Raw genomic sequence first — 25,382 nt, 5'->3', positions numbered from 1 at the left:
ATCAATAAGCAAACGCTTGCATTCCTTTTTTTATTAGATTATAATAGGTTGGTATAAATCCTTCTGTAATAATATTGAGAAGGTGTAGAAAGTAAGGATTTAGAATATTTGTAGTCAAAAATACAATGTTGTTTCTTACTAAAGGGAGATAGATATGGCAATGATAGAAGTGCAACATCTTCAGAAAAATTTTGTGAAGACTGTGAAGGAACCTGGTTTGAAGGGAGCTTTGCGCTCCTTTATTCATCCTGAAAAGCAGACCTTTGAAGCGGTCAAGGATTTAACCTTTGAAGTTCCAAAAGGGCAGATTTTAGGATTTATCGGGGCAAATGGTGCTGGGAAGTCGACAACCATCAAAATGCTGACAGGGATTTTAAAGCCGACATCTGGCTATTGTCGGATTAACGGCAAGATTCCCCAGGATAATCGCCAAGATTATGTCAAGGATATTGGAGTCGTTTTCGGACAACGTACCCAGCTATGGTGGGATTTGGCACTGCAAGAGACCTACACGGTCTTGAAGGAGATTTACGATGTGCCAGACTCGCTTTTCCATAAGCGCATGGACTTTTTGAATGAAGTTTTGGATTTGAAGGAATTTATCAAGGATCCTGTGCGGACTCTTTCATTGGGGCAACGGATGCGGGCGGATATTGCAGCTTCCTTGCTTCACAATCCCAAAGTTCTCTTTTTAGATGAGCCGACCATTGGTTTGGATGTGTCGGTCAAGGATAACATTCGCCGGGCTATTACTCAAATCAATCAAGAGGAAGAAACAACTATTCTCTTGACCACTCACGATCTGAGTGACATTGAGCAACTCTGTGATCGGATTTTTATGATTGACAAGGGGCAAGAGATTTTTGATGGAACGGTGAGCCAGCTCAAGGAGACCTTTGGCAAGATGAAGACTCTTTCCTTTGAGCTGACGCCAGGTCAAAGTCATCCCATCTCTCATTATGAGGGCTTGCCTGATATATCCATTGATAGACAAGGAAATACTCTCAATATTGAATTCGATAGTTCCCGCTACCAGTCGGCCGATATTATCAAACAAACCCTGTCTGATTTTGAAGTCCGTGATTTGAAGATGGTAGATACGGATATTGAGGATATTATCCGTCGCTTCTATCGAAAGGAGCTCTAAGATGGTCAAATTGTGGAGACGTTATAAACCCTTTATCAATGCAGGTGTTCAGGAGTTGATTACCTATCGAGTCAACTTTATTCTTTATCGGATCGGCGATGTCATGGGTGCTTTTGTGGCCTTTTATCTCTGGAAGGCAGTCTTTGACTCCTCCCAGGAGCCTTTGATTCAGGGCTTCAGCATGGCAGATATCACTCTCTACATCATCATGAGTTTTGTGACCAATCTTTTGACCAGGTCTGATAGCTCCTTTATGATTGGGGAGGAAGTCAAGGATGGCTCCATTATCATGCGCTTGCTGAGACCAGTGCATTTTGCGGCCTCTTATCTCTTTACTGAGCTTGGTTCCAAGTGGTTGATTTTTATCTCTGTTGGACTGCCATTTTTAAGTGTCATTGTTTTGATAAAAATCTTATCTGGGCAAGGGATTCTAGAGGTGCTGGGATTAACTATCCTTTATCTCTTTAGCTTAACTCTGGCTTATCTGATTAACTTTTTCTTTAATATCTGTTTTGGATTTTCAGCCTTTGTATTTAAAAATTTATGGGGTTCTCAAGTATTTAAGGCTTCACTAGTATCCTTTATGTCTGGCAGTTTGATTCCTTTGGCTTTTTTTCCAAAGGTGGTTTCAGATATTCTCTCCTTCTTGCCTTTTTCATCCTTAATTTACACTCCGGTCATGATTATTCTTGGGAAATACGATACCAGTCAGATTCTTCAAGCACTTTTGCTTCAGTTTTTCTGGCTTATAGTGATGGTGGGCTTGTCTCAGTTGATTTGGAAACGAGTCCAGACATTCATCACCATTCAGGGAGGTTAGGATGAAAAAATATCAACGCATGCATCTGATTTTTATCAGACAATACATCAAGCAAATTATGGAATACAAGGTGGATTTTGTGGTTGGTGTCTTGGGAGTCTTTCTGACTCAAGGCCTAAACCTCTTATTTCTCAATGTACTCTTTCAACACATCCCCTCGCTAGAAGGTTGGACCTTTCAAGAGATTGCCTTTATCTATGGATTTTCCTTAATTCCAAAGGGATTAGATCATCTCTTTTTTGACAATCTCTGGGCTTTAGGTCAACGACTAGTTCGAAAAGGGGAGTTTGACAAGTATCTGACTCGTCCTATCAATCCTCTCTTTCACATCCTCGTTGAGACCTTTCAGATTGATGCCTTGGGTGAACTTTTGGTCGGTGGAATCTTACTAGCGACAACGGCGACTAGCATTGCTTGGACTCTTCCAAAATTCCTGATTTTTCTAGTTTGTATTCCTTTTGCGACCTTGATCTATACTTCCTTGAAAATCGCGACTGCCAGTATCGCTTTTTGGACCAAGCAGTCAGGCGCCATGATTTACATTTTCTATATGTTTAATGATTTTGCCAAGTACCCGATTTCCATTTACAATTCGCTCCTTCGTTGGTTGATTAGCTTTATTGTACCTTTCGCCTTTACCGCCTACTATCCTGCCAGCTATTTCTTGCAGGACAAGGATGGACTCTTTAATATTGGTGGTTTGATTCTGATTTCCCTTGTTTTCTTTGTCATTTCTTTGAAACTATGGGACAAGGGCTTAGATGCCTACGAAAGTGCGGGATCCTAAGAGGAATAATCTCAAAGCCTTGTCTTAGGACAGGCTTTTTTTTCCTTTCTTATAAAATTCTGACCACATAGTCTATCATGACTACCACATAGGCAAAACCTATTGTTTGCGATTTTTATTTCTGTTATAGTAGTAATTGTCAAGGGGGAGATAAAGCTTCCTAACAAAATAGAAAATGAGGTTATATCATGAAAAAAGTAGTAGGTATCGGATTTTTAGTCCTTGCAGTAGCAGTTTTGTATTTTGGTTTAGTTGGATGGCCAAGTTTGGATGTTAACATCTGGGCACTCTTTCCAGTAGGTTTATTCTTATTCTTTACTCTTGAGAATTTTGTTAAAAAAGATTATAAGGCCAGTCTCATGAGCTTGATTATTGCTTTTATTATTGCAAATGCTATTCTTGATATTTTGCCACTTTCAAGTGGGTTGGTAATCGGTGCTGGTGTTCTGGCTTGTGTGGGGATTGGATTTCTATTTCCAGAAAAAAATATTAAAGCAAGGTAATTTAACCTGAATATGAAAAAATAATATCACTAAAGTAAAAGCCAAAATTATGAAAAAATTGAACATTTTTCAAAAAAAGAAAAAGGAGAAAACCAACTTGGTTTTCTCCTATATTTATTTAACTTATTTAAAAGTTAAATAAAATTGATAAATTCCTTAGATTATTTTGAAAAACCTGCACCAAAGCGAGTATTATCTCCAAGTTCACGAGTTGAATCATTCAAAGGTTTACCATCTGTTCCTTCAATTGGAGCAGATGTATTATAAGTTTCAGCACCTGATACACTATAAGCATCTTTATATTGTGGTGAAACAGCATAACCAAAACGGTTGTTGTGGTTGTTAGCAGCATTTGCTTCAGTAACAATTTCTGTAGTTGGACGTGTTACACCTGGAATTGCTTTTGGATCTGGAGTAGCTGGAGCTGGAGTAGCTGGAGCTGGAGTAGCTGGCTTAGCTGGAGCTGGAGTAGCTGGTTTAGCTGGAGCTGGAGTAGCTGGTTTAGCTGGAGCTGGAGTAGCTGGAGCTGGAGTAGCTGGCTTAGCTGGAGCTGGAGTAGCTGGCTTAGCTGGCGTAGCTGATTTAGTAGCGTTAAAACCTGCACCAAAGCGAGTGTTGTGTCCAAACTCACGAGTTGAATCATTCAAAGGTTTACCGTCTGTTCCTGGATATGGTTTAGCTGGATAAGTCTTAGCACCTGCAAAATTAATAGCTTTTTCTTTTCTTAATGGAGAAACAGCATAACCAAAACGGTTGTTATGGTTATTCTTAGCATTTGCTACTGTAACTGTCCCAGCAGTTGAAGCAGTTACTCCTGGGATAGAAGGAACTTCAGTAGCTGCATAAGAAACGCTAGCAATCGCTGATAATCCCAATACACTTGTTAATAAAACTTTTTTCATTGTTTTATCTCCTCTTTAATTTTTCATTATTTTTCTAAGGCGAACCTTATTGTCTTTATTGTATCATATATGTATATATTGTCAAGTATTTATAATTTTTAAAAAAATATTTTCATTCAGAATTCTTATACACAAAAAGTCTCGAGCTTTCTCGAGACTTTTACTTTATTTACCTGCGTAATATTTTTGAATACCTTTGACAATCCCTGCTACCAATCTATTTTGGTAAGCATCACTACGAACTTGTTGGTTTTCATTGAAATTGTCAATATATCCCAATTCCAATAGAACGGCTGGTTTATCAGTTTCTCGAAGGACCGCAAAACTACTTTGTAGGAGTCCTGCATCTTTAGCACCAGTTTCAGCTAATAGGGAAGAGTGGATATCTGCAGCTAGGCGATTACTTTCACTGATACGGTCGGGATGGTTATGCCAGTATGGATTAATCTTAGAAGGATAACCAGCAGCTTCTTCGTAAGAATAGGTCTGAATACCAGAACGGTTAGAAGCAGGGCTGCCACTAGCATTGAAGTGAATACTAATAAAGATATCTGAATCAGTCTTATTAACCATTCTTGAACGTTCGGTGACAAAGTCTACAAAGACATCACTGTCTCTTGAAGAAAGAACAGTATAGCCAAGTCCTTCAAGTTCCTTTCGTAGCTTTTGGTAAACTTGCATATTCAGTTCTTTTTCAGTGATGTTATAATAAGATGCACCAGGATCTTTACCACCATGGCCAGGATCTAGGAAGATAATATTGTTATATTTCCCTTTTTCAAAACCACGACTCACAGAAGTTTCACCAATCCACTTCCCATTGCTTTGGAATTGATGAGTTTGCCCATCGATTTTATGGATCCCTGTAACATAGACTCCATTTTCATCTACATAGTAGCGGGCTTTATAGTAGCTGTCGTCAATCCATTCGCTCTTAGCCATGTAGCCACCTGCCTTGAGGTAGTAGGAGCCAATCCATTCACGTGCTGCGTAAGCACCACCAGATTTCAAGTAGAACCAGCTATCATAATTTTTATCGAAAATCCATTCTTTTTCAGCCATGGCCCCGCTAGCTTTTAGGTAGTAGCTACCTTGCCATTGGTTACTTGCCATAGTAGCATCTTTGTTAAAGTAGTACCAGGTACCACTAATTTTATCCCACTTGTTTTTGATTACTTTACCAGAAGAAAGGGAATAGTACCATTGTCCATCTTGTTTTACCCAAGAATTCTCAGCCATAGCGCCACTATTGGTAAAGAGATAACCGTCAAAAATGGTGTTGCTGAGCATGACTCCGTCTTGATCAAAATAGTACCAGACACCACCGATTTTATCCCATTTTTGTTGAGAAATTTTTCCATAAGCGTTAGCGTAATACCATTTATCTTGGAGTTTACTCCAACCAGAATCGACCATAGCCCCGCTACTAGTCAGGATATATCCGTCAAAAATAGTATCGCTCAGCATGATGCCATCTTTGTTGAAGTAGTACCATTTTCCTTGAATTTTTTTCCAGTTAAGAACAGGGGCATTGTTTTCATAGAAACGCCAGTGGTTTTCCTCTAATACCCAACTTTCTTTTTTGACTTCTGGAGCCTTGTCTTCCTCTTTCTTAGCTGGAGTTTCACTTGGATTTGTTGTAGAAGTTGTTGGTACGCTTGAACTTGCTTCAGTAGAAGGAACTGCTTCTTTCGTTTCAACCTTGTTAGCTGTTGTAGGCTGTTGCGTTGTTTCTGCTGAAGTAGTTTGTACTTTACTTTCTTCAGCTAAAGCTGGGTTTGTTGTGATTCCTAGGTAAGTAAGCGTGATGGCACTTGCCAAGAGCATTTTTTTCACTTGTTTGATCTCCTATTTTTTTAATAATCTCTTTTTAAAATGTCATTAGAAAAGCACCTCATGTGGAAGAACTAGTCGCCAACTGTTGAGGTGCTGGCATGATTTAATTTTATTTCATCATGAAGATTTGAACAATCATAACGATGTAGATGAGCAATGTGAGTAGAAATCCAGCTCTCCAAAAGAATTTCAGGAATTTTGGATAATAAAAACTACGTTTTTTGCTCAAGAAGAAAAAGGCTAGAATGATAGCTAGCAAGGATAATGCTGCCCCCAAAACGGGAAGTTGATTGTGTGTAAAAACCTTAGCACTGATAAAATAATATTCAAAAATTAGAAAAGGAAAAGCCAAATCAGCAAAGTTGATGCCTCTTTTCTTTAACTTAAAGAATCTGCTCAGAATAATTGCTAAAGCCAAGGTTAATACCAAAAGCAAGACGGAAGCGAGTTTCATTAAAATCATAACAATATTGTATCATAAAACTTGAATAATAGGAAAGCATATTCCTTGATTTAACAGTGTTTTTCTAAAAATTTTTGTTTAGAAACTGATTTTTTATACTTTATACAAATTCAGTGTATGTTGGATACAAAAAATGTAATAGTTTGAGTCTTCAATATAAATCTTTTTTATGGTGACCATAGAAAATATATATTAGTCAGAAAGCAAGAATAGTAGTAGAATGAGTAGCAAATAAAACAAAGGAGTTTCTTATGAAATTAGTTACGTTATGGTCAAAACTCTCACTAGGAATCCAATTATTGGTGGCTTTGGTCTTGGGTGTGATTGCTGCGGTCATCTGGCCACAATTTGCAGGTTTTTATCAATTTTTAGGTCAAGCCTTTATTAAATTGATCAATATGGTTATCATTCCACTAATCTTCCCGACTATCGTTGTTGCTGTAGCTGGCGTTATCGGGAAAAAATCTTTTGGAAAAATCTTGACCAAGAGCTTGGTTTACTTTTTCGCAGTAACAACTGCTATAACCCTATTGTTTGTATTTGCTAGTTACTATTTGGGATTTGGACAAGGTGTGAACATTGGTCAAACTGGTGGAAACCTTGATGGAATTGCCAATAATGTAAAATTTAGCGAATTTCTCCTTGGTTTTATTCCATCAAATATCGTCAAATCTCTTTCAGAAGGTGCTCTTTTACCAATTATCGTTTTCGCTATCTTTCTTGGTTATGGAATTGGTAACCTTAAGTCTGAGAAATCTCAGAAAATTATCGAAGGTTTCCAAATCTGGATTGAAGCTATCTACAAGATTGTTGCAGTGATTGTTAAACTATCACCGATTGGGATTTTTGGATTTATCGCCAAAGATGTTGCAACTACTGGTGTTGACAAATTGATTGGACTTGGTCAATTTGTAATCGGAACTTACTTGGCTTATGCTGTTTTGGTTCTCCTTATTTTCCCTTTGATTGCTGTCTTCTTTAAAGTACCGTATTTGTCAGCCTTTCGTGAAAATTGGAGTCTCTTGACCCTGGCTTTTGTTACGGGTAGTTCTAGTGTTGTCTTGCCTTCCCTTCTTAAAGATTTGAAAAAACAGGGGCATGACGAGCATACGATTGATTTAGTTGTTCCTTTAGGATATACTTTTAACTTAGAGGGAGCAGCGGTTTACTTCTCAGTAGCGACGATTTTTATCGCCCATGCCTATGGCATTCAATTTTCATTATCAAGTCTCTTGTTTACTGTTTTACTGTTGACTTTGATTGGAAAAACTGCGGCAACCGTACCATCAGGAGCTATCGTAGTTCTACTAGCTGCAGCACCTCAGTTAGGCTTGCCAGTAGAAGGAGTAGCCTTGATCTTTGCAGTTGATTTCTTTGTCAATGCTGGCCGTACCATGATCAATGTTTTGGGTCAAATCTTAACAGTTAGCGTTATCGAAAAAACAGAAGGATATATTTTAGAAGAAGAAAAGGAAAGCCAACTATCAGTCAGCTTTTCTTAAGGAGTTTATAAGTAATGAGTGAAGCAAAAGTTTATGTGATTCATGAGAATCTAGAATGGACCCAGCATTTGGTCAAATGGTTGGAAGAATTAGAAGTCCCTTATGAATTATGGGATTTGTCTAGTGGAATTTTGGATCTGCAAAGTCCACCGCCACAGGGTATCTTCTACAATCGTATGTCTGCGTCTTCTCACACCAGAGGACATCGCTATGCGCCAGAATTTACAGAGCAGGTGATTACTTGGTTAGAAGCCCACGGACGCAAGGTTGTGAATGGAACTGGTGCCATCAATCTAGAAATCAGTAAAGTCAAACAATATTTGAAGTTAAACGAGTCTGGCATTGAGACTCCTTCGACAGTTGCAGTTTTGGGCCAAGAAAATATCATTGAAGCAGCCAGAAAATTGAACATCTATCCATTGATTACCAAGCACAATCGAGCAGGTAAGGGGTTAGGCGTTCAACTCTTCCAAAATGAAGAAGAATTGGAAGCTTATGTCAATAGTCCTCTCTTTGAACCATCAGTGGACGGGATTACCTTGTTACAAGCCTACATCAAACCAAGTGATGGACGCATCCGTCGTTCAGAGTTTATCAATCAGAAGTTTCTCTATACTGTTTCAATCGATTCTTCAGATGGTTTCCAATTGTGCCCAGCAGATGGTTGTCAAATTGGCAAGAGACCAGAACAACTAGAAACGTCTGAAAAATTCCAGATTACAGAACCTCTACCAGATTCTCGAAGAGAAGCTTATGAAAATTTCCTTAAGAATGCTCAGATTGAAGTTGCTGCTATTGAATGGGTTCAGTCAGAGAGTGGTGATATTTATGTTTATGATGTAAATACCAACACAAACTACAATCCTACCGCAGAAAAAAATGCCAATATTTTTGCTCACCAACATTTGGCTCAATATCTAAAAACAGAATTGCAAGCCCTAACGAGTGGACAATAAAGTAGCAAATTCAAAAATCCCCCAGTAGAGAATGACTGGGGGATTAATTTGTTTATACTCTTCGAAAATCTCTTCAAACCACGTCAGCTTCCATCTGCAACCTCAAAATAGTATTTTGAGCTGCCTTCGTCAGTTCTATTCACAACCTCAAAACAGTGTTTTGAGCAACCTGCGGCTCGCTTCTTAGTTTGCTCTTTGATTTTCATTGAGTATTAATCGATAAAAAATTATTGATTTGCTTTAAAGTCGGGGTCTTTTAGGCTTTGAACACTGGCATTGATGACAGCACCGATGATCAATATCTTGGCAATGATAATGAACCAGAACATCATCACAACAACGACGATAGAACTGAAAAATCTGACGTCAACGAGATAATTGACATAATTGTTGAAATAAGCTGCAAAGATGTTTAATAATGCAATAGTGTTAACTAGTACAAAGAGACTTCCAGGTATGACGTATCGAATCCGACTTACTTTAACATTTGGTAGGAAATAGTAGAGCATAATCACGGTAGCAAAAAGAAAGGCATAGATCAGCGGTCCTGTAAAATCCTGTAGATAAGAAAACAGAGCACTCTCGGATTTCCAGTAGTTTTTAAGCAGGTCCAATAACATATGGCCGAACATACTGAGGAATAAGGCAAGGGCAAAGAGAATTTGAAGGCCAAAGCTAACCAAGAGACTCATCAGCTGGTGTGAGATAATTCCTCTATTTTTTGCAACTCCATAGGCTTTATTAAAGGCCTTCTGAAGAAAATCCATGGATTTGGAGAAAGTCCAAAGAGCTGATAAGATAGCAAAACTTAGTAAACCTGTTGATGGTTGAGTCAGAACTTCTCTGACAATTTTTGCAACAACTTCATAGATTGTATCTGGTAAAAATTCCTTGATTGTTAATAGAAAGTTTGAGATGGGAATTTGAAAGTAGGGTAAGATATTGACCACTATCATAAGTAAAGGGAAGATTGAAATCAACCAATAGTATGCAACAGCAACGCTAGTTAACTCACTATCGGAGGCTTGATAGTAGTGCAAAAAAGCTTTTAATAAGGGTCTATCAGTCAGCTGTTTCCACAACTTTTTCATGTTACAATCCTCCAGTTTTTCTCTTGTTTTCTATAGACTTTAATTTCTTCGAACTAATTCCATCATATCATAAGGTAAGGTATTAGCAGATTCTTTTAAGGAATAAGTTTCTAAATTATTGACATTTTGGCGTAGCTTTTTGGCATATTGAGCTGAGATGAGTTTTTGAGCTTCGTATTCAAAGATACACTTACGCTCAAGGTAGTATCCTCTAAGCATTTCATCAATGTTATTGGGTTTGATACGATTGATAACCCGTTCCACAAAGGCACCACTCGTAATATGACTGGTTTCGCGAAGACGAGATTCCTGCATAAAGCTGATCAGAGAACTCTTATAAATCCCTTTGAGGTTTTCCAAACTCTCGATAATAATTTCAGTGTTGGCTAGGTAGAGTTCAGCAATCTGGTCATAATCAATGGCAAGAAGTCTCTGTTTTTCCTTGTCTTTCCACGAACGGAATGTTTTCCCAAATGTGAGCAATTCATGAAGTAGAAAACGAAGAATGCGTATGGAGACAAGGAAGTAGTAGGTTAGTCGAGAAGCAAAGTTTCGCTTAATATTTTTCTCCATGCTTTTCAAATAGCGTTGGTAGACACGATAAGCACGATCTCCAATCTTTCCTTCTTCATAGGCTTGTTCCAAGCCATCGCTTTCAACACTGAGAATCAAGAGTTTAAGAGCTTCCCAGTCTTCCTGAATCTCCTTGTTCTCCTGACTAAGAATAAGATTTTCAATACGTCCATGATAATTGTCAATAGCCGCATAGAGTGGAACCTTGTTTTTTGTGTTCTCTAAATCCTTCTCTAATTCCATGGCGACATCGTTTAAGATAGCGATGTGCATGAGCTGATCCTTAGATGGTTCTTTCTCTTCAGAAAGGTGTGGGAGTACTAGTAATCCCGTCAGGAAACTTACCAGAGTTACACCAGCTACGAGGAAGAGAAGAAGAGGGTGTTCTTGTTCCAGATTAGACGGTATCAAAAGAATAGTGGCAATGGATACAGTTCCCTTCACACCAGAAAAGGTAAGGAGGAGCATGTCTTTGACATATTTGTCCAAACTTTTATGAAGCTTCTTAATCCGAAATGCGTAAAATCCATAGATCATGACAAAGCGGATAGCAAAAAGCAGGAAGGTCAAGAGGAAAACGCTGAGTAAGAGAAGAACTTTGTTGTAGAAAGCACTCTTAAGAATTGGTTCCGCAATCATTTCCAGTTCCATCCCAAGAATGACAAATACTGAACCATTGAGCATAAAGGTTACAGTCTGCCAAACAGTCTCAGTAACTGTATCAACTTGTGCTTCAAGGAGATTTATTTTCTTGAAACGACTGGCTTTCAGAATCCCAGCAACAACAACGGCGATGATGCCTGAAACATGAATTTCTTCGGCTATGAAAAAAGTCAAGAGAGGTAAACTAAGTTCCAATAAGAGCTCACTTGCGATATCTGTTGCTCGGACACTGAGTAGAAAAGTATGGAGGAAGCGATTGATTAGGGCCGTTATAAAGCCGACTGCAAATCCTCCAACGATGGAAATGGCTAATGAAGTTCCTGCTTGGGTGAGCGAAAATGTTCCTGTTGTCCAAGCGATGAGAGCCATACGAAAGGCTACTAGTCCGGAAGCATCATTCAGAAGACCTTCTCCTTTTAGGATATTAGAAACCCGCTTTGGGAAGGAAAAGCGTTGAGAAAGGGAAGCGAAGGCGACTAGGTCTGTTGGCCCTAAGGCGGCACCAACTGCTACACAGGCGGCTAATGGTAGGCTAGCCCAAAGGACATGGGCGACTCCCCCCATGCTCAGAGCTGAGATAAAGATAACTGGGAAAATCAAGTAGAGGACAATCCGCCAGTGTTTTAGGATAGAAGTAATGTCTGCTTCTTGAGCCTCTCGGAATAGTAGCGGCCCAATGACTAAAGCTAGGAATAACTCAGTATCTAAATGATATTGGTTGTTGGGTAAACAAAGTCCAATTCCAATCCCTAACAAAATTTGAATCAGAGGCATGGGTAAAAAGGGCAGAAGCTTATTGGTCGTACTAGAAACAATAAGAACTAGTAAAAATACCAAGAGATAAAAAAGTAAATTCATTTTCCACCTCCCTATTTTTGTTTACGACAATTTTCAAAAAGTTCCTTTTGTTCTTGGATTCTTTGATCAATCTTTGAGCAGTCCTTATGCTCGATTTTCTTCTGACAACGCTCCATTTCAAGTGAAATCATTTTCTTCTTGATTTTCAGCATTTTTTTACTCATATGTGCTTCATCCAAAATACCAACTGCACGTTCATGTTGGGTTGACTCGACAAAGTTGTGACGAAGAGCTTCGATTTTATCTTTTAGGTATTGTTTATCCATGTCGATACCTTTCTAATTTTTCAATCATAACTAAAAATGGTGGATTGTTAATTTGGTTGAGGGTGCGATAGATAGTAGCAGTATATTCTTGTTGCGGTAACTGACTAACATAATCCATAACTGCATCCCGTTCTATATCTCCGCCTTCATGTCCGTAATAAATCATGATGGCAATTCGTCCGCCTTTAACGAGCATCTGACAGAGTTTTTCAAGTGCCTCAATGGTTGTGTGAGGTTTAGTAATGATAGACTTATCGGCAGAAGGAAGATAACCTAGATTAAAGATGGCTGCTTTCACCTCAGTTACAAACTGATCTACGGTTTCATGACCTTGTAGAAGTAACTCGACATTGGTCAAACCGGCATCTTGTAGACGTTGACTTGTTTTTTCAAGAGCTTGTTCTTGTATATCAAAAGCGTAGACTTGTTTAGCTAATTTGGCAAGGAAAAGTGTATCATGTCCATTTCCCATTGTTGCATCTACAACAACATCATCTTTTGTGATGACTTGGGCAAGAAAATCATGCGCCATTTCAAGTGGTTTTTTCATTCATAAACTCCTGTTTTACAGCCTTGCATCCTTGGACACTACCTCGACGTCTCATTTCAGCTTCTATGCTATTTAGAACTTCCCATTTATTGAGACTCCACATAGGACCTATTAGCATATCTCTAGGCGCATCACCCGTAATCCTATGGATGACTATATGTTTGGGAATAATTTCTAGTTGGTCACAGATAACTTTCACATAGTCATCTTGACTCATAAGCTGCAATCTACCCTCGTGATAATCACGTTGCATCCGAGTATTTGTCATAAGGTGAAGTAGGTGAAGTTTAATCCCTTGAATATCATTATCAGTCACACAGCGACGAACACTTTCCACCATCATGTCATGAGTTTCACCTGGCAAGCCGTTAATCAAATGGGCAACAATTTCAATCTTGGGATATTTTCTCAAGCGTTTAACTGTCTCCACATAAAGTTCATAGGAGTGGGCACGGTTAATCAATTCAGAAGTTTCTTCATAGGTAGTTTGTAAACCTAACTCTACAGTAACATGCATTCGTTCTGACAGTTCTGCCAAGTATTCGATAGTCTTATCAGGCAGGCAATCTGGTCGTGTACCAATATTGATTCCAACCACACCAGGTTCATTAATAGCTTGTTCATAGCGTTCACGAATGACTTCAAGTTTTTCATGAGTATTAGTAAAGTTTTGGAAATAGACTAGATATTTCTTTACATCTGGCCATTTGCGGTGCATAAAGTCAATTTCTTTATAAAATTGCTCACGAATAGGAGCATCAGGCGCAACAATAGCATCACCAGATCCAGAAACCGTACAGAAAGTACAACCTCCATGAGCTACTGTACCATCACGATTGGGACAATCAAATCCGGCATCGATAGGAACTTTGAAAGTTTTTTCTCCGAATAAATTTCGATAATAATCATTCAAGGTATTATAGGATTTCATAGCTAATATTATATCAGAAAACCCCAGTAAACTCAAAGTTAGTAAACAATTGAAGAGAAGTAAGAAATTTTTAAAATCAAAAAATCTTATATAAATCCTTTACAAAAAAATTTAAAGTGGTATAATATAGGTGCGATTGGTGCAAACGTTTTCGTAAATCGTTTGCATTAAAATAAAAATAAGGAGATTTGAATGATGAAAGATACATTCAAAAATGTTTTGTCTTTCGAGTTTTGGCAAAAATTCGGTAAGGCTCTAATGGTGGTTATCGCTGTTATGCCAGCGGCTGGATTGATGATTTCAATCGGTAAGACACTTGCAATGATTAACCCTAACTTTGCTCCACTTGTTGTTACAGGTGGAATCCTTGAGCAAATTGGTTGGGGAGTTATCGGTAACCTACATATCTTGTTTGCTCTTGCTATCGGTGGTAGCTGGGCTAAAGAACGTGCAGGTGGTGCCTTTGCAGCAGGACTTGCCTTTATCTTGATTAACCGTATCACTGGTGCTATCTTTAGTGTTAGTGGTGATATGTTGAAAGATCCTAATGCTATGGTTTCAACAATCTTTGGTAACTCTATCAAAGTTTCTGATTACTTTATCAGCGTGTTTGAAGCTCCAGCACTTAACATGGGTGTGTTTGTAGGGATTATTTCTGGTTTTGTAGGGGCAACTGCCTTTAACAAATACTACAATTTCCGTAAACTTCCTGATGCACTTTCTTTCTTTAACGGAAAACGATTTGTACCGTTTGTTGTTATCCTTCGTTCAGCAATCGCTGCAATCCTTCTTTCAATTTTCTGGCCACTTGTTCAAACAGGTATTAACAGCTTTGGTATCTGGATTGCCAACTCTCAAGAAACGGCTCCAGTTCTAGCACCATTCTTGTATGGTACTTTGGAACGCTTACTCTTGCCATTTGGACTTCACCACATGTTGACTATCCCAATGAACTATACAGCTCTTGGTGGTACTTATGATGTCATGACTGGTGCAGCAAAAGGTACTCAAGTATTTGGTCAAGATCCACTTTGGCTTGCATGGGTAACTGACCTTGTAAACCTTAAAGGTACTGACGCAGCTCAATACCAACACTTGTTAGATACAGTACATCCAGCTCGTTTCAAAGTTGGACAAATGATTGGTTCGTTTGGTATCTTGATGGGTGTCATTGTGGCTATCTACCGTAACGTTGATCCAGATAAGAAACACCAATACAAAGGTATGATGATTGCAACTGCTCTTGCAACATTCTTGACAGGGGTAACTGAACCAATTGAGTACATGTTCATGTTCATCGCAACACCTCTTTACCTTGTTTACGCTCTTGTTCAAGGTGCTGCCTTTGCAATGGCTGATATTGTGAACCTTCGTGTACACTCATTCGGTTCAATCGAATTCTTGACTCGTACTCCGCTAGCTATCAACGCTGGTATTGGTATGGATATTGTTAACTTTATCTGGGTGACAGTGCTCTTTGGATTTATCATGTACTTCATCGCTAACTTCATGATTAAGAAATTCAACTATGCAACTCCAGGACGTAACGGTAACTACGAAAATGCAGATGGTTCTTCTGAATCTTCAGCTGCCGGTGAAACTAAAGTTGCAGAAGCTTCTCAAGCAGTTAATATCATCAACCTTCTCGGTGGACGTGCGAATATCGTTGATGTCGACGCATGTATGACTCGTCTTCGCGTTACTGTAAAAGATGCAGAAAAAGTTGGAACAGAAGAACAATGGAAATCTGAAGGAGCTATGGGACTTGTCATGAAAGGACAAGGTGTCCAAGCTATCTACGGACCTAAAGCTGACGTTTTGAAATCAGATATCCAAGATATTCTTGATTCTGGAGAAGTGATTCCTGAAACTCTTCCAAGTCAAATGGCAGCAGCTCAAAAAGATACTGTTGTCTACAAAGGTGTAACTGAAGAAGTTTATTCAGTTGCTGACGGTCAAGTCATTGAATTGGAACAAGTTAAGGATCCAGTCTTTTCACAAAAAATGATGGGTGATGGATTTGCAGTAGAACCAGCAAACGGAAACATTGTATCTCCAGTTTCTGGTACTGTATCAAGCGTCTTCCCAACTAAACATGCTCTTGGTCTTGTAACTGAAGCAGGTCTTGAAGTTCTTGTTCACATTGGTCTTGATACTGTAAGTCTTGAAGGAAAACCATTTGAAGTGGTGGTTTCAGAAGGTCAAACAGTAGCTGCTGGTGATCTCTTGGTCAAAGCTGACCTTGGTGCTATTCAAGCAGCAGGTCGTGAAACTACAACTGTAGTAGTCTTTACAAATGGAGATGCTATCAAGTCAGTTAAATTGGAACAAACAGGTTCTCTTCCAGCTAACACACCAGTTGCTAAAGTAGAATTGTAATCGATTAGGGGTTGGAAGTGATTTTCCAACCTCTTGTTTATAGGAGAAAAGTATGAAATTTTTAACACTCAATACTCATAGTTGGATGGAAAAAAATCCTGAAGAAAAATTTCAGCTCTTGTTGCAAGATATATTTGAAAACAATTATGATGTGATTTGTTTTCAAGAAATTAACCAAGAAATCACTTCATCCCAAGTAGAAGCAGGTCCTCTTTATCATCCCCTGCCTTCATCAGAACCAATTCACCAAGACCATTATGTTCGTCTGTTGGTAGAGAAATTAGCTGAGAAAGGTTTGAAATACTATTGGACATGGGCTTACAACCATGTCGGTTATGACCGCTATCATGAAGGTGTTGCAATCCTATCTAAAACACCAATTGAAGCACGTGAGATTTTGGTTTCAGATGTAGATGATCCGACAGATTATCACACTCGTCGAGTTGCACTAGTAGAAACAGTAGTAGAAGGTAAAGAGCTTGCAGTTGCGAGTGTGCATCTCTCTTGGTGGGATAAAGGATTCCAAGAGGAATGGGCAAGATTTGAAGCAGTTCTAAAAGAGTTGAATAAACCTCTATTACTAGCAGGAGATTTCAACAACCCTGCAGGTCAGGAAGGATATCAAGCTATCCTAACTAGTCCGCTAGGATTACAGGATGCCTATGAAGTTGCAAAAGAGAGAAGTGGAAGCTACACTGTTCCTCCAGAAATTGATGGTTGGAAGGGGAATACAGAACCTCTTCGAATTGATTACGTCTTTACGACAAAAGATCTTCAGGTAGAAAAGTTACAGGTAGTTTTTGATGGCCAAGCAAGTCCGCAGGTCAGTGATCACTTTGGTCTTCAAGCAGAACTTTCTTGGAAGAACTAACAAAGAATTTTACTAAAATAAAACGAGTCCCCCTTCGGATATGCGAAGGGGGTTCCTTATTCAAGGGGTTAATATAGTTAAAGTTTTTAGTTGAATAACTTGTAAAATGAAATAAAATCCTTTAAAATAAAATGTGTTGGAGGAATTTATGAATGTAAATCAAATTGTGCGTATAATCCCGACGCTTAAAATAAATAATAGAAGATTAAATGAATTGTTTTATATCCAAACCTTGGGTATGAAACCCTTGCTTGAAGAGTCTGCTTTCTTATCGCTAGGAGACCAGTCAGGCATTGAAAAATTGGTTTTAGAAGAATCACCAAGTATGAGAAGCCGTAAGGTTGAAGGGATCAAAAAATTAGCTAGATTGATTGTAAAAGTAGCGAATCCATCCGAGGTTGAAGCACTGCTAGCTAGAATGGAAAAACTTCCTCAACTCTATAAAGGAAACAAGGGATATGCTTTTGAAATCTTTTCACCAGAAGGGGATCTTGTCCTAATCCATTCAGAAGATGACATCAAAGATTTGAGAAAGTTTGATGAAACTGTTACTTTCACAAAAGATGAGAAACTGCAATATTTAACAGCGTTTGATATTTCAGCAGAAATTAACTTGCCTGCTGAAACGACGAGCCTGCTTGAAAAAGAGGAAATCGAAACTAGCATAACTTTTAAACAAGCCCAAGGTAGTGATTTGCTTGTTGAAAATAATGTAACTTGGGATTTGTCTATGTTGAAATTCCAGGTAAAAGAACTTGAATTGGCTAGTCTCCGTCAACGTTTTGAAACTGCAGGTTACTTTATTCCTAAGTCTGAGAAGTTTTTCCTAACCAAGGATGCCAACAATATCGAATTGTGGTTTGAAGAAGTATGAAACAAGAAATCATTCAAAAAATAGAGCAACAAATTGAGGCAGGGATTTATCCTGGTGCCTCTTTTGCGTATTATCGGGATGGTGAATGGTCTGATTGCTACCTCGGAGAAGCAAATCCAGAAATTGGAGAGCAGACTTGTCAAGGTTTAGTCTATGATTTGGCAAGTGTGAGCAAAGTTGTTGGAGTTGGAACTGTCTTAACCTTCTTGTGGAAACAAGGCAAGATTGAGATCAATCAATCCATAAAGACCTATCTTCCAGAGGCGGATTATCCAGATATCACTATTCGTCAACTCCTCACACATTCTACGGACTTGGACCCGTTTATTATCAATAGAGACCAGTTGAATGCAGAAGAATTGAAAGAAGCTATGTTTCATTTGAATCGACGAGAGAAGAGAGCCTTTCTCTACTCGGATGTGCACTTTCTCTTGCTCGGTTTTCTCCTAGAGAACTACTTTGAAAAAGATTTAGAACAGATTTTACAAGAGCAAGTTTTGGATCCATGGAAGATGAAGGAAACTCAGTTTGGACCAGTTAGCAGTGCTGTTCCTACAGTTCGGGGACAGAAAGCAGGAGTGGTGCATGATCCTAAGGCACGTTTACTAGGTAAACATGCTGGAAGTGCAGGCTTGTTTTCAACTGTGAAGGATTTAAAAATCTTCCTTGAGCATTATTTACAGGATGATTTTGCTGACGGATTAAGCCAGAATTTTTCAGATTTGAGTGATAAGGAACGCTCCTTGGCCTGGAATCTTGAAGGTGATTGGCTAGACCATACAGGCTATACTGGAACCTTTATCATGTGGAATCGTAAGAAGCAGGAAGCTGCGATTTTCTTGTCCAATAGAACCTACGAAAAAGACGAGCGTGCCCAGTGGATCCTAGACCGTAATCAGGTCATGGACCTAATTCGTGAAGCAGACTAGGGAGGAAGCATGTCAAAAGCTCTTAAAGGAACTCTTTTTACAGTGATTGCTGGTATTGCTTGGGGCTTGTCTGGGACCAGTGGTCAGTACCTAATGGTTCATGGGATATCGGCTCTAGTCCTAACTAATATCCGTTTGATTGTTGCAGGTTTGCTTTTAGTTCTCTTGTCCTATATAAAGTCTAAGGAACAATTTTTGGCTTTTCTAAAAGATAAATCAAGTCTGTTTTCTCTCTTACTATTTTCTTTATTTGGCCTCTTTCTGAATCAATTGGCTTATTTATCGGCTATTCAGGAGACAAATGCAGGTACAGCGACGGTGCTTCAGTATGTCTGTCCTGTTGGAATCTTGGCTTACACATGTATAAAGGATAAGGTAGCACCTACTATAGCCGAAATCCTTTCTATGATTTTAGCAATAGGTGGAACCTTTTTAATTGCGACTCACGGTCAAATGGATCAGCTCTCTATGACACCAGCAGGTCTCTTTTGGGGCTTGTTCTCTGCTTTAACCTATGCTCTTTATATCATTTTACCCATTAAGCTCATTCAAAAATGGGGGAGCATTCTGGTTATTGGTGTCGGTATGACCATTTCAGGTTTTGTAGCAGTGCCATTTACTGGGATTATCGGTGCTATTCTACCTATGTCTTTTGATATTTTCTTAGCATTTGCTGGAATTATTCTCATCGGGACTGTTTTTGCCTATACGGCCTTTCTTAAGGGGGCAAGTCTGGTTGGGCCAGTCAAATCTAGTCTCTTGGCCTCTATTGAACCAATATCTGCTGTATTTTTTGCCTTCATGATTATGGGAGATATCTTTTATCCTGTAGATTTTCTTGGCATGGCAATGATTTTATTGGCTGTGACTATTATTTCTTTAAAGGATTTAATGCTAGAAAAGAGAAAGAAATCAGCGTAGATGTTATGTTACCTTATCAAAAAGTTAGTATTGAATATAAAAAATCCACTCAAGAGAGTGGATTTTATTTTTTTTACATTAGTCTTTATTTTCGTATGGCAAGATCAAGTTCAAAAGGATACCTGTCATTGCTGATAGGGCAGTACCTGAAAGTGTAACTGGACCAAGTTTAAGGATTGCTCCACCAAGTCCAAGCACGAGCATTGCACTTGCGATGATAAGATTACGCATTTGACCAAAGTCTACACGTTCCTTGATCAAAACCTTCAAACCGTTGCTGGCGATAACCCCATAAAGAAGGATAGACATACCACCAAGTACGGCGCTAGGGATTGTAGAAATCAAAGCAGTGAATTTACCAAGGAAGCTAAGGGCAATTGCGATAAAGGCTGCGTTACGGATGACTGAGACAGAAGCGATACGAGTCATACCGATCACCCCTGTATTTTCACCGTAGGTTGTATTAGCAGGACCACCAAGGAAGGCAGATACAGATGTTGCGATACCGTCACCAAGAAGGGTACGGTGAAGACCTGGTTCTTTCAAGAATTGACGGCCACAAATTTGGCTCAATACTGTATGGTCACCAATGTGTTCTGAGATTGTTACGATCGCGATTGGTAAGATTGCGATTGTCTCTGGGCCGAAGTAAAGGTTGTATTCTTTGAAGGCACCACCTGTGCTAAATGGTAGGTAGAAGCCTGGAATTTCGAACCAGTTAGCTTGAAGAACAGGTGTGAAGTCTACTAAACCAAGAAAGACTGCAAAAATATATCCACCGATAATGGCAAACAAGAAAGGAATGATACGAAGGAATCCTTTTCCTTTTGTATTGATAAAGGCAGCGATGAGGAAGGTAACTACAGCTACAAGAGCATTTTTCCAGTTGCCATCAGCAACAAGACCAGCATTTGTTACAGCTGAACCTGCAAGACCAAGACCGATAACGATAATCATTGGTCCGATAACAATTGGTGGTAAAAGTTTATCAATCCATTTTGTACCAGCAAAGCGGATGCTAGTTGAAACAAGAACGTAGATTAAACCAGTTAAGATAACCCCTGTTTGAGCAGCAGAAACATCGCCACCCATTTCCTTCATAGCAAGAGACATTGCAGTGATGAAGGCAAAAGAAGAACCGAGATAGACCGGAACTTTAAAGCCAGTAGATACCATGTAAATCAGTGTTCCGACACCTGATGCAAACAGGGCAACAGATACAGGCATTCCCAAAATCAGTGGCACCAAGATGGTAGCACCAAACATGGCAAACACGTGCTGGAAGCTGAGTAGAATTCCCTTACCAAAAGAAGGACGTTGGTCAACGTCGAGTAACAAATCAACAGTTGATTCTTGTTTCATAAATACCTCACTTTTTGGGCATCAAAAAAGAGCCCATTATTTTACAGCAATAGGCTCTCAGAGTAAGACATCTTTAAAACATGGTTATCCCAATATTTAAAAATTTTCATATATATCTGCGTCTTCGTCACCTCACGGGATGACATTAAAAACCTTTGCTTGTGATAGTATAGCAGAAAAAAATGATTTTGTAAATCATTTTTTCCCGAGCCTTGAAACAAGAGAGTGAGGCATGATTTTGTAAATCATTTTTTCCCGAGCAAGGAAATAAAGACGCGAGGTATAATCTTGTGAGTATCTATTTAAAATATCCTAAAGCGGGCGTTTATTTGGCATACCAGCCTTACGTGGATATTTGTTTGGAGTTTCCTTTTTCTTTTCTACAATGGTGATGTAGCGAGGGTCTCCATTAGGAAGTGTGTAGCTAAGGTTGTCCTCAACCTTGCTAAAGAGAAGGTTGAGAGCATTTTTGGCTTCTGTCAATTCCTCAGGGGCATTACTGGCTTTAAGTGCCAAAAGTTTTCCACCAACTTTAAGGTAGGGAATGGTTAACTCTGAGAGAACTTGCATGCGTGCAACTGCACGAGCTGTCACAATGTCGAATTGGGCACGGAAGTTCTTTTCTTGGGCAAAGTCTTCGGCGCGTCCATGGTAGAAATGAATCCCTTCTAAATCAAGCTCCTCAGCCAGAAGCTGAAGGAAGTTAATGCGCTTGTTCAGAGAATCAATGATGGTCACATCTAGCTGCGGGTAGAGAATCTTCATAGGAAGACTTGGGAATCCTGCACCAGCGCCAATATCCAGTAACTTAATTTCTTGGTTTTCTATCAACCCTTGTAGGATAGGAGCGATAGAATCATAAAAGTGCTTAAGATAAACCTCTTCCTTTTCTGTAATTGCAGTCAGGTTGATTTTTTGGTTCCATTCAACTAAGAGTTCGAAATAGCGCTCAAATTGAAATTTTTGCTGATCAGTAAGATTAATATTCTGTTGGTCAAGTAATGAGTAAAAAGTTTCTGGTTTCATAGTTATATCCTTCTTATATATCATCTTATTTTACCACAAAAACATGGAAATTTGATATACTTGTACTAATCTAAAAGCAGAAAGGAATAAGATTATGACTTGGATTATTCTTGGAGTTTTGGCTCTGATTGTTATTTTTGTGATTGTTAGCTATAACGGTTTGGTGAAAAATCGTATGCAGACCAAGGAGGCTTGGAGCCAAATCGATGTTCAGTTGAAGCGTCGAAATGATCTCTTACCAAATTTAATTGAAACAGTTAAAGGTTACGCTAAATACGAAAGTTCTACTCTTGAAAAGGTGACTGAACTCCGTAGACAAGTAGCTACAGCAACAACACCTGCAGAAGCCATGAAGGCCAGTGATGCACTGACACGTCAGATATCTGGTATCTTTGCGGTTGCAGAGAACTATCCTGACTTGAAGGCTAGTGGCAACTTTGCTCACTTACAAGAAGAACTGACTAACACAGAAAACAAAATATCATATTCTCGCCAACTTTATAACAGTGTCGTTAGCAACTACAATGTTAAATTAGAAACTTTTCCAAGTAATCTGGTTGCGGCTATCTTTGGCTTTAAGGCGGCGGATTTCCTTCAGACTCCAGAAGAAGAAAAGGCTGTTCCTAGAGTTGATTTTAGTGGTTTAGGTGACTAAGATGCTGTACAAACAAATCGCTAGTAATAAACGTAAAACTTGGATTCTTTTAATTGTCTTCTTTCTTTTGCTAGCCATAGTTGGTTATGCGGTTGGTTTTCTGTTCATGAACTCAGGTATCTGGGGCGTGACTGTAGCTATGATTATAGGTTTCATCTATGCCTTGACCATGATTTTTCAATCTACAGAGATTGTCATGAGCATGAATGGTGCGCGTGAGGTTGATAGAAACGAAGAACCGGTTCTCTATCATGTTGTCGAGGATATGGCAATGGTGGCGCAGATTCCTATGCCACGAGTTTATGTAATTAATGACCCGGGTTTGAATGCCTTCGCCACCGGTTCGAATCCTCAAAATGCTGCTGTTGCTGCTACGTCAGGACTTTTAGAGATCATGAATCGTGAGGAGTTAGAAGCTGTAATCGGGCATGAAGTTAGTCATATTCGCAACTTAGATATTCGAATCTCTACCATTGCTGTTGCTCTTGCCAGTGCCATCACCCTTTTATCGAGTATGGCAGGTCGTATGATGTGGTGGGGTGGAGCTAGTCGTAGTCGTAGAAGTAATGACCGTGATGGTGGAGGACTTGAAGTGATTATGTTAGTTGTTTCACTCCTAGCCATCGTTCTAGCGCCTCTTGCAGCAACTTTGGTGCAGTTAGCTATCTCTCGCCAACGAGAATTTTTAGCGGATGCTTCAAGTGTGGAATTAACACGCAATCCGCAAGGGATGATCAATGCTTTACAAAAATTAGAAAATAGTCAACCCATGAGTCATCATGTGGATGATGCTAGTAGTGCACTTTATATTAACGATCCTCAAAAACCAGGTTTCTTGAAAAAACTATTTTATACGCATCCACCTATTTCAGAACGAATTGAGCGTTTGAAAAATATGTAAAAAACATCCAGGGGTTTTCCTCTGGATGTTTTATTTTCAAAAGTTAAAGATCTTGTAAATCGACTACTTCTAAACCATGATCTGTCAGACTATAGATACTCCTACAGACTTCTTTTAAGAAACGTCGATCATGCGAAACAGTGACAAGACCACCAGAATAATTGGCAAAGAGTTTTCTGATTTCTGGTTGAGAAGTTGGAGAAAAATTTCGTGTGGGTTCATCCAGAAGGAGAAAGTTTGGTTTTTGCAGAACTAAATTCAAAAGAAGGAGTTTCCCCTGTTGACCTCCAGATAAGGAGTGGATTTGGTGGTGCATCTCTGGATAGCTGAAATTAAGACTGGCTAAGTGAGATTGGATTTTCTGTATTTCCTCTTTGTGTCCAGTTTGGATGAGAAATTCTACTGGAGATAGATCCAAATTCAATGTTTCTTGGTAATCTTGTGGCATAAATCCAAGCGAAATCTCTCTTTTGCCGCTTAGTAGTTGATGTAACTTTGCTAAAAGAGTGGATTTGCCAACGCCATTGGGACCGATAATGCCGATTTTATCTTGACCACGGACAGTTAATTGTAGCCCTTGAGACAGAATTCGTTGGCCAATGGATAAAGTCTCATTTTCTAGTCGAACTAAGACTTTAGAAGCCGCTAATGGCTCTATATCTGAAAAGAAAAGTTGGATTTGTTCCTCTTCAAGTGGCTTTTGGGTCATGGACTGAGCTTCTTTTTCGTAGCGTTTTTCTTGAGAAAGAACATTCTTCATCTTTTTAGCCAATAGGCGACCGGCAGTACTGTCTTTGGTAGCTCGAAGTGCAGTTTCGACATTTTGCTTGACTCGGCGATGCTTTTCCATGGTTTTATCATAGGCTCGTTGGTCATTGGCAGCTTGCTGGCTTTGTCTGACAAAACTAGCCTTTCTCTGCTCACTATAGCTATCGTAGTCTAAATGCTCGACTAGCGTTTCCGCTTCTTTCCGGTGCTTGATCAGTCGCAAGTGGATAATGGTGTCTGCCGTTTGAGAGAGAAAGTCTTCATCATGAGAAATGAAAATAACGGTTTGCCTCATCTTTTGAATCTGTTTTTTTAGCCAATCAACCATCTCTATATCCAGGTCATTTGAAGGTTCATCTAAAAATAAAATCTCAAAGGGTTTGGCCAATTCATGGATGAGCTGAATTTTCAAAGCTTCACCACCCGAGAGACTACCAATTTCTTGATCACTTGCAAAACGACTGCTGTCAAAGTGTAATTCATCAGACAAGCGATAGAGAATGCTGTAGTCCAAATCTGTAGACTCTAAAAAGAAGTAGTCATGTAAAGTTTTCTTTTTCAGGTCTTCAGGAAGATGTTGGGGAATATAGGCCAGGGACTGAAGGTCAGATTGGATTTCTCCCCTGATAGAGAAATCAGTTAATCTTTCTCCCATTAAAGTTCGAAGTAAGGTTGATTTTCCATTTCCTTCTTCGCCTATAATAGCGACCTTTTCTCCGTCTTGGATGGTAATGTTTAAATCGGAAACAAGGTCTCTTAAATCTTTGTTTTGTGTGATGGTCAGATGATTGATTTTTATCATATTATTGCCCTTTCTAGAATGTCCATATTGCATAACAAAAAGCTCT

General features: G+C 39.1%; 24 protein-coding genes. 13 read left to right on the top strand and 11 right to left on the bottom strand.

Going from position 1 to position 25,382, the window contains the following annotated elements; genetic code table 11:
• Window positions 1-154 precede the first annotated feature (154 nt).
• From ACLNCS_RS01105 to ACLNCS_RS01090, 4 genes are all read left to right on the top strand, one after another.
• Window positions 155-1,147, top strand: a complete 993-nt coding sequence (locus ACLNCS_RS01105; RefSeq protein ID WP_424846793.1) for an ABC transporter ATP-binding protein — start codon at window positions 155-157, stop codon at window positions 1,145-1,147.
• Window position 1,148: 1 nt separating this feature from the next.
• A complete protein-coding gene (locus ACLNCS_RS01100) occupies window positions 1,149-1,967 on the top strand; it encodes an ABC transporter permease (RefSeq protein WP_424846791.1) in 819 nt (272 codons plus the stop codon).
• Window position 1,968: 1 nt separating this feature from the next.
• Window positions 1,969-2,754: an ABC transporter permease gene (locus tag ACLNCS_RS01095; RefSeq protein WP_223333237.1), complete on the top strand. Its 786-nt coding sequence runs from the start codon at window positions 1,969-1,971 to the stop codon at window positions 2,752-2,754.
• Between the two features lie 188 nt (window positions 2,755-2,942).
• The gene (locus ACLNCS_RS01090; RefSeq protein WP_424846788.1) at window positions 2,943-3,257 is read left to right on the top strand and encodes a hypothetical protein; all 315 of its coding nucleotides are present in this window, start codon (window positions 2,943-2,945) and stop codon (window positions 3,255-3,257) included.
• A 161-nt stretch (window positions 3,258-3,418) separates the two neighbouring features.
• Here ACLNCS_RS01090 and ACLNCS_RS01085 read toward each other — a convergent pair whose 3' ends face one another.
• From ACLNCS_RS01085 to ACLNCS_RS01075, 3 genes are all read right to left on the bottom strand, one after another.
• Window positions 3,419-4,159, bottom strand: a complete 741-nt coding sequence (locus ACLNCS_RS01085; RefSeq protein ID WP_424846786.1) for a hypothetical protein — start codon at window positions 4,157-4,159, stop codon at window positions 3,419-3,421.
• 165 nt (window positions 4,160-4,324) lie between these two features.
• Window positions 4,325-5,995: an N-acetylmuramoyl-L-alanine amidase gene (locus ACLNCS_RS01080; protein ID WP_424846784.1), complete on the bottom strand. Its 1,671-nt coding sequence runs from the start codon at window positions 5,993-5,995 to the stop codon at window positions 4,325-4,327.
• A 109-nt stretch (window positions 5,996-6,104) separates the two neighbouring features.
• On the bottom strand, window positions 6,105-6,464 hold the full coding sequence (locus tag ACLNCS_RS01075) for a DUF3397 domain-containing protein (protein WP_424847161.1): 360 nt from the start codon (window positions 6,462-6,464) through the stop codon (window positions 6,105-6,107).
• A 245-nt stretch (window positions 6,465-6,709) separates the two neighbouring features.
• On the opposite strand from ACLNCS_RS01075, the gene ACLNCS_RS01070 reads away from it, so the two are divergent.
• The gene (locus ACLNCS_RS01070) at window positions 6,710-7,960 is read left to right on the top strand and encodes a dicarboxylate/amino acid:cation symporter (protein WP_424846782.1); all 1,251 of its coding nucleotides are present in this window, start codon (window positions 6,710-6,712) and stop codon (window positions 7,958-7,960) included.
• Window positions 7,961-7,974: 14 nt separating this feature from the next.
• Window positions 7,975-8,916: an ATP-grasp domain-containing protein gene (locus tag ACLNCS_RS01065; protein WP_424846780.1), complete on the top strand. Its 942-nt coding sequence runs from the start codon at window positions 7,975-7,977 to the stop codon at window positions 8,914-8,916.
• Window positions 8,917-9,143: 227 nt separating this feature from the next.
• On the opposite strand, the gene ACLNCS_RS01060 is transcribed toward ACLNCS_RS01065, so the two are convergent.
• From ACLNCS_RS01060 to ACLNCS_RS01040, 5 genes are read right to left on the bottom strand one after another with little or no spacing between them, the layout of a single operon-like run.
• A complete protein-coding gene (locus tag ACLNCS_RS01060) occupies window positions 9,144-10,007 on the bottom strand; it encodes a YihY/virulence factor BrkB family protein (RefSeq protein ID WP_004252475.1) in 864 nt (287 codons plus the stop codon).
• A gap of 39 nt (window positions 10,008-10,046) precedes the next feature.
• The gene (locus ACLNCS_RS01055; protein WP_247912592.1) at window positions 10,047-12,101 is read right to left on the bottom strand and encodes a cation:proton antiporter; all 2,055 of its coding nucleotides are present in this window, start codon (window positions 12,099-12,101) and stop codon (window positions 10,047-10,049) included.
• Between the two features lie 11 nt (window positions 12,102-12,112).
• Window positions 12,113-12,367, bottom strand: coding sequence for a hypothetical protein (locus ACLNCS_RS01050; protein ID WP_006151534.1), 255 nt, complete (start codon window positions 12,365-12,367; stop codon window positions 12,113-12,115).
• Entirely contained in the window at window positions 12,360-12,917 is a 558-nt protein-coding gene (locus ACLNCS_RS01045) for a tRNA (mnm(5)s(2)U34)-methyltransferase (protein WP_314944119.1), read from the bottom strand. Before ACLNCS_RS01045 ends, ACLNCS_RS01050 begins: the two co-directional genes overlap by 8 nt.
• Window positions 12,901-13,848, bottom strand: coding sequence for a TIGR01212 family radical SAM protein (locus ACLNCS_RS01040; protein WP_390899505.1), 948 nt, complete (start codon window positions 13,846-13,848; stop codon window positions 12,901-12,903). Before ACLNCS_RS01040 ends, ACLNCS_RS01045 begins: the two co-directional genes overlap by 17 nt.
• Before the next feature lie 192 nt (window positions 13,849-14,040).
• Between ACLNCS_RS01040 and ACLNCS_RS01035 the strand changes: the two genes are divergently transcribed.
• The 5 genes from ACLNCS_RS01035 (at window position 14,041) to ACLNCS_RS01015 (ending at window position 19,822) form a co-directional block, all read left to right on the top strand.
• On the top strand, window positions 14,041-16,227 hold the full coding sequence (locus tag ACLNCS_RS01035) for a PTS transporter subunit IIBC (RefSeq protein WP_424846776.1): 2,187 nt from the start codon (window positions 14,041-14,043) through the stop codon (window positions 16,225-16,227).
• A 52-nt stretch (window positions 16,228-16,279) separates the two neighbouring features.
• Window positions 16,280-17,098 (top strand): endonuclease/exonuclease/phosphatase family protein, encoded by an 819-nt coding sequence (locus tag ACLNCS_RS01030; protein ID WP_424846774.1) that lies wholly within the window; start codon window positions 16,280-16,282, stop codon window positions 17,096-17,098.
• Window positions 17,099-17,246: 148 nt separating this feature from the next.
• Window positions 17,247-17,972, top strand: coding sequence for a CppA N-terminal domain-containing protein (locus ACLNCS_RS01025; RefSeq protein ID WP_074324602.1), 726 nt, complete (start codon window positions 17,247-17,249; stop codon window positions 17,970-17,972).
• Window positions 17,969-18,901: a serine hydrolase domain-containing protein gene (locus ACLNCS_RS01020; RefSeq protein WP_074324601.1), complete on the top strand. Its 933-nt coding sequence runs from the start codon at window positions 17,969-17,971 to the stop codon at window positions 18,899-18,901. Before ACLNCS_RS01025 ends, ACLNCS_RS01020 begins: the two co-directional genes overlap by 4 nt.
• 9 nt (window positions 18,902-18,910) lie before the next feature.
• Window positions 18,911-19,822: a DMT family transporter gene (locus ACLNCS_RS01015; protein WP_424846771.1), complete on the top strand. Its 912-nt coding sequence runs from the start codon at window positions 18,911-18,913 to the stop codon at window positions 19,820-19,822.
• 78 nt (window positions 19,823-19,900) lie between these two features.
• Here the strand turns inward: ACLNCS_RS01015 and ACLNCS_RS01010 are convergent, their stop codons facing one another.
• The gene (locus ACLNCS_RS01010) at window positions 19,901-21,184 is read right to left on the bottom strand and encodes a uracil-xanthine permease family protein (protein ID WP_004252492.1); all 1,284 of its coding nucleotides are present in this window, start codon (window positions 21,182-21,184) and stop codon (window positions 19,901-19,903) included.
• A 312-nt stretch (window positions 21,185-21,496) separates the two neighbouring features.
• A complete protein-coding gene (gene rsmG / locus ACLNCS_RS01005; RefSeq protein WP_004252494.1) occupies window positions 21,497-22,210 on the bottom strand; it encodes a 16S rRNA (guanine(527)-N(7))-methyltransferase RsmG in 714 nt (237 codons plus the stop codon).
• 94 nt (window positions 22,211-22,304) lie between these two features.
• On the opposite strand from rsmG, the gene ACLNCS_RS01000 reads away from it, so the two are divergent.
• Both ACLNCS_RS01000 and htpX read left to right on the top strand, forming a co-directional pair.
• A complete protein-coding gene (locus tag ACLNCS_RS01000; protein WP_004252496.1) occupies window positions 22,305-22,865 on the top strand; it encodes a LemA family protein in 561 nt (186 codons plus the stop codon).
• A 1-nt stretch (window position 22,866) separates the two neighbouring features.
• Window positions 22,867-23,766, top strand: coding sequence for a zinc metalloprotease HtpX (htpX, locus tag ACLNCS_RS00995; RefSeq protein WP_424846768.1), 900 nt, complete (start codon window positions 22,867-22,869; stop codon window positions 23,764-23,766).
• A 43-nt stretch (window positions 23,767-23,809) separates the two neighbouring features.
• On the opposite strand, the gene ACLNCS_RS00990 is transcribed toward htpX, so the two are convergent.
• Window positions 23,810-25,369: an ATP-binding cassette domain-containing protein gene (locus ACLNCS_RS00990; protein ID WP_424846766.1), complete on the bottom strand. Its 1,560-nt coding sequence runs from the start codon at window positions 25,367-25,369 to the stop codon at window positions 23,810-23,812.
• Window positions 25,370-25,382 lie beyond the last annotated feature (13 nt).

Origin of the sequence: Streptococcus sp. CL9.43, assembly GCF_049737935.1 — a bacterium.
Classification (GTDB): Bacteria; Bacillota; Bacilli; order Lactobacillales; family Streptococcaceae; genus Streptococcus; species Streptococcus infantis_I.
Note: the sequence above shows the minus strand (reverse complement) of the source record. Positions and strands in the feature narration are given on the sequence as shown.

Bases quoted from the DNA above. Each gene is read 5' to 3' on its own strand.
- ACLNCS_RS01105 (WP_424846793.1), top strand. From the start codon at position 155: ATGGCAATGATAGAAGTGCAACATCTTCAGAAAAATTTTGTGAAGACT.
- ACLNCS_RS01100 (WP_424846791.1), top strand. From the start codon at position 1,149: ATGGTCAAATTGTGGAGACGTTATAAACCCTTTATCAATGCAGGTGTT.
- ACLNCS_RS01095 (WP_223333237.1), top strand. From the start codon at position 1,969: ATGAAAAAATATCAACGCATGCATCTGATTTTTATCAGACAATACATC.
- ACLNCS_RS01090 (WP_424846788.1), top strand. From the start codon at position 2,943: ATGAAAAAAGTAGTAGGTATCGGATTTTTAGTCCTTGCAGTAGCAGTT.
- ACLNCS_RS01085 (WP_424846786.1), bottom strand. From the start codon at position 4,159: ATGAAAAAAGTTTTATTAACAAGTGTATTGGGATTATCAGCGATTGCT.
- ACLNCS_RS01070 (WP_424846782.1), top strand. From the start codon at position 6,710: ATGAAATTAGTTACGTTATGGTCAAAACTCTCACTAGGAATCCAATTA.
- ACLNCS_RS01065 (WP_424846780.1), top strand. From the start codon at position 7,975: ATGAGTGAAGCAAAAGTTTATGTGATTCATGAGAATCTAGAATGGACC.
- ACLNCS_RS01060 (WP_004252475.1), bottom strand. From the start codon at position 10,007: ATGAAAAAGTTGTGGAAACAGCTGACTGATAGACCCTTATTAAAAGCT.
- ACLNCS_RS01055 (WP_247912592.1), bottom strand. From the start codon at position 12,101: ATGAATTTACTTTTTTATCTCTTGGTATTTTTACTAGTTCTTATTGTT.
- ACLNCS_RS01050 (WP_006151534.1), bottom strand. From the start codon at position 12,367: ATGGATAAACAATACCTAAAAGATAAAATCGAAGCTCTTCGTCACAAC.
- ACLNCS_RS01045 (WP_314944119.1), bottom strand. From the start codon at position 12,917: ATGAAAAAACCACTTGAAATGGCGCATGATTTTCTTGCCCAAGTCATC.
- ACLNCS_RS01040 (WP_390899505.1), bottom strand. From the start codon at position 13,848: ATGAAATCCTATAATACCTTGAATGATTATTATCGAAATTTATTCGGA.
- ACLNCS_RS01035 (WP_424846776.1), top strand. From the start codon at position 14,041: ATGATGAAAGATACATTCAAAAATGTTTTGTCTTTCGAGTTTTGGCAA.
- ACLNCS_RS01030 (WP_424846774.1), top strand. From the start codon at position 16,280: ATGAAATTTTTAACACTCAATACTCATAGTTGGATGGAAAAAAATCCT.
- ACLNCS_RS01025 (WP_074324602.1), top strand. From the start codon at position 17,247: ATGAATGTAAATCAAATTGTGCGTATAATCCCGACGCTTAAAATAAAT.
- ACLNCS_RS01020 (WP_074324601.1), top strand. From the start codon at position 17,969: ATGAAACAAGAAATCATTCAAAAAATAGAGCAACAAATTGAGGCAGGG.
- ACLNCS_RS01015 (WP_424846771.1), top strand. From the start codon at position 18,911: ATGTCAAAAGCTCTTAAAGGAACTCTTTTTACAGTGATTGCTGGTATT.
- ACLNCS_RS01010 (WP_004252492.1), bottom strand. From the start codon at position 21,184: ATGAAACAAGAATCAACTGTTGATTTGTTACTCGACGTTGACCAACGT.
- rsmG (WP_004252494.1), bottom strand. From the start codon at position 22,210: ATGAAACCAGAAACTTTTTACTCATTACTTGACCAACAGAATATTAAT.
- ACLNCS_RS01000 (WP_004252496.1), top strand. From the start codon at position 22,305: ATGACTTGGATTATTCTTGGAGTTTTGGCTCTGATTGTTATTTTTGTG.
- htpX (WP_424846768.1), top strand. From the start codon at position 22,867: ATGCTGTACAAACAAATCGCTAGTAATAAACGTAAAACTTGGATTCTT.
- ACLNCS_RS00990 (WP_424846766.1), bottom strand. From the start codon at position 25,369: ATGCAATATGGACATTCTAGAAAGGGCAATAATATGATAAAAATCAAT.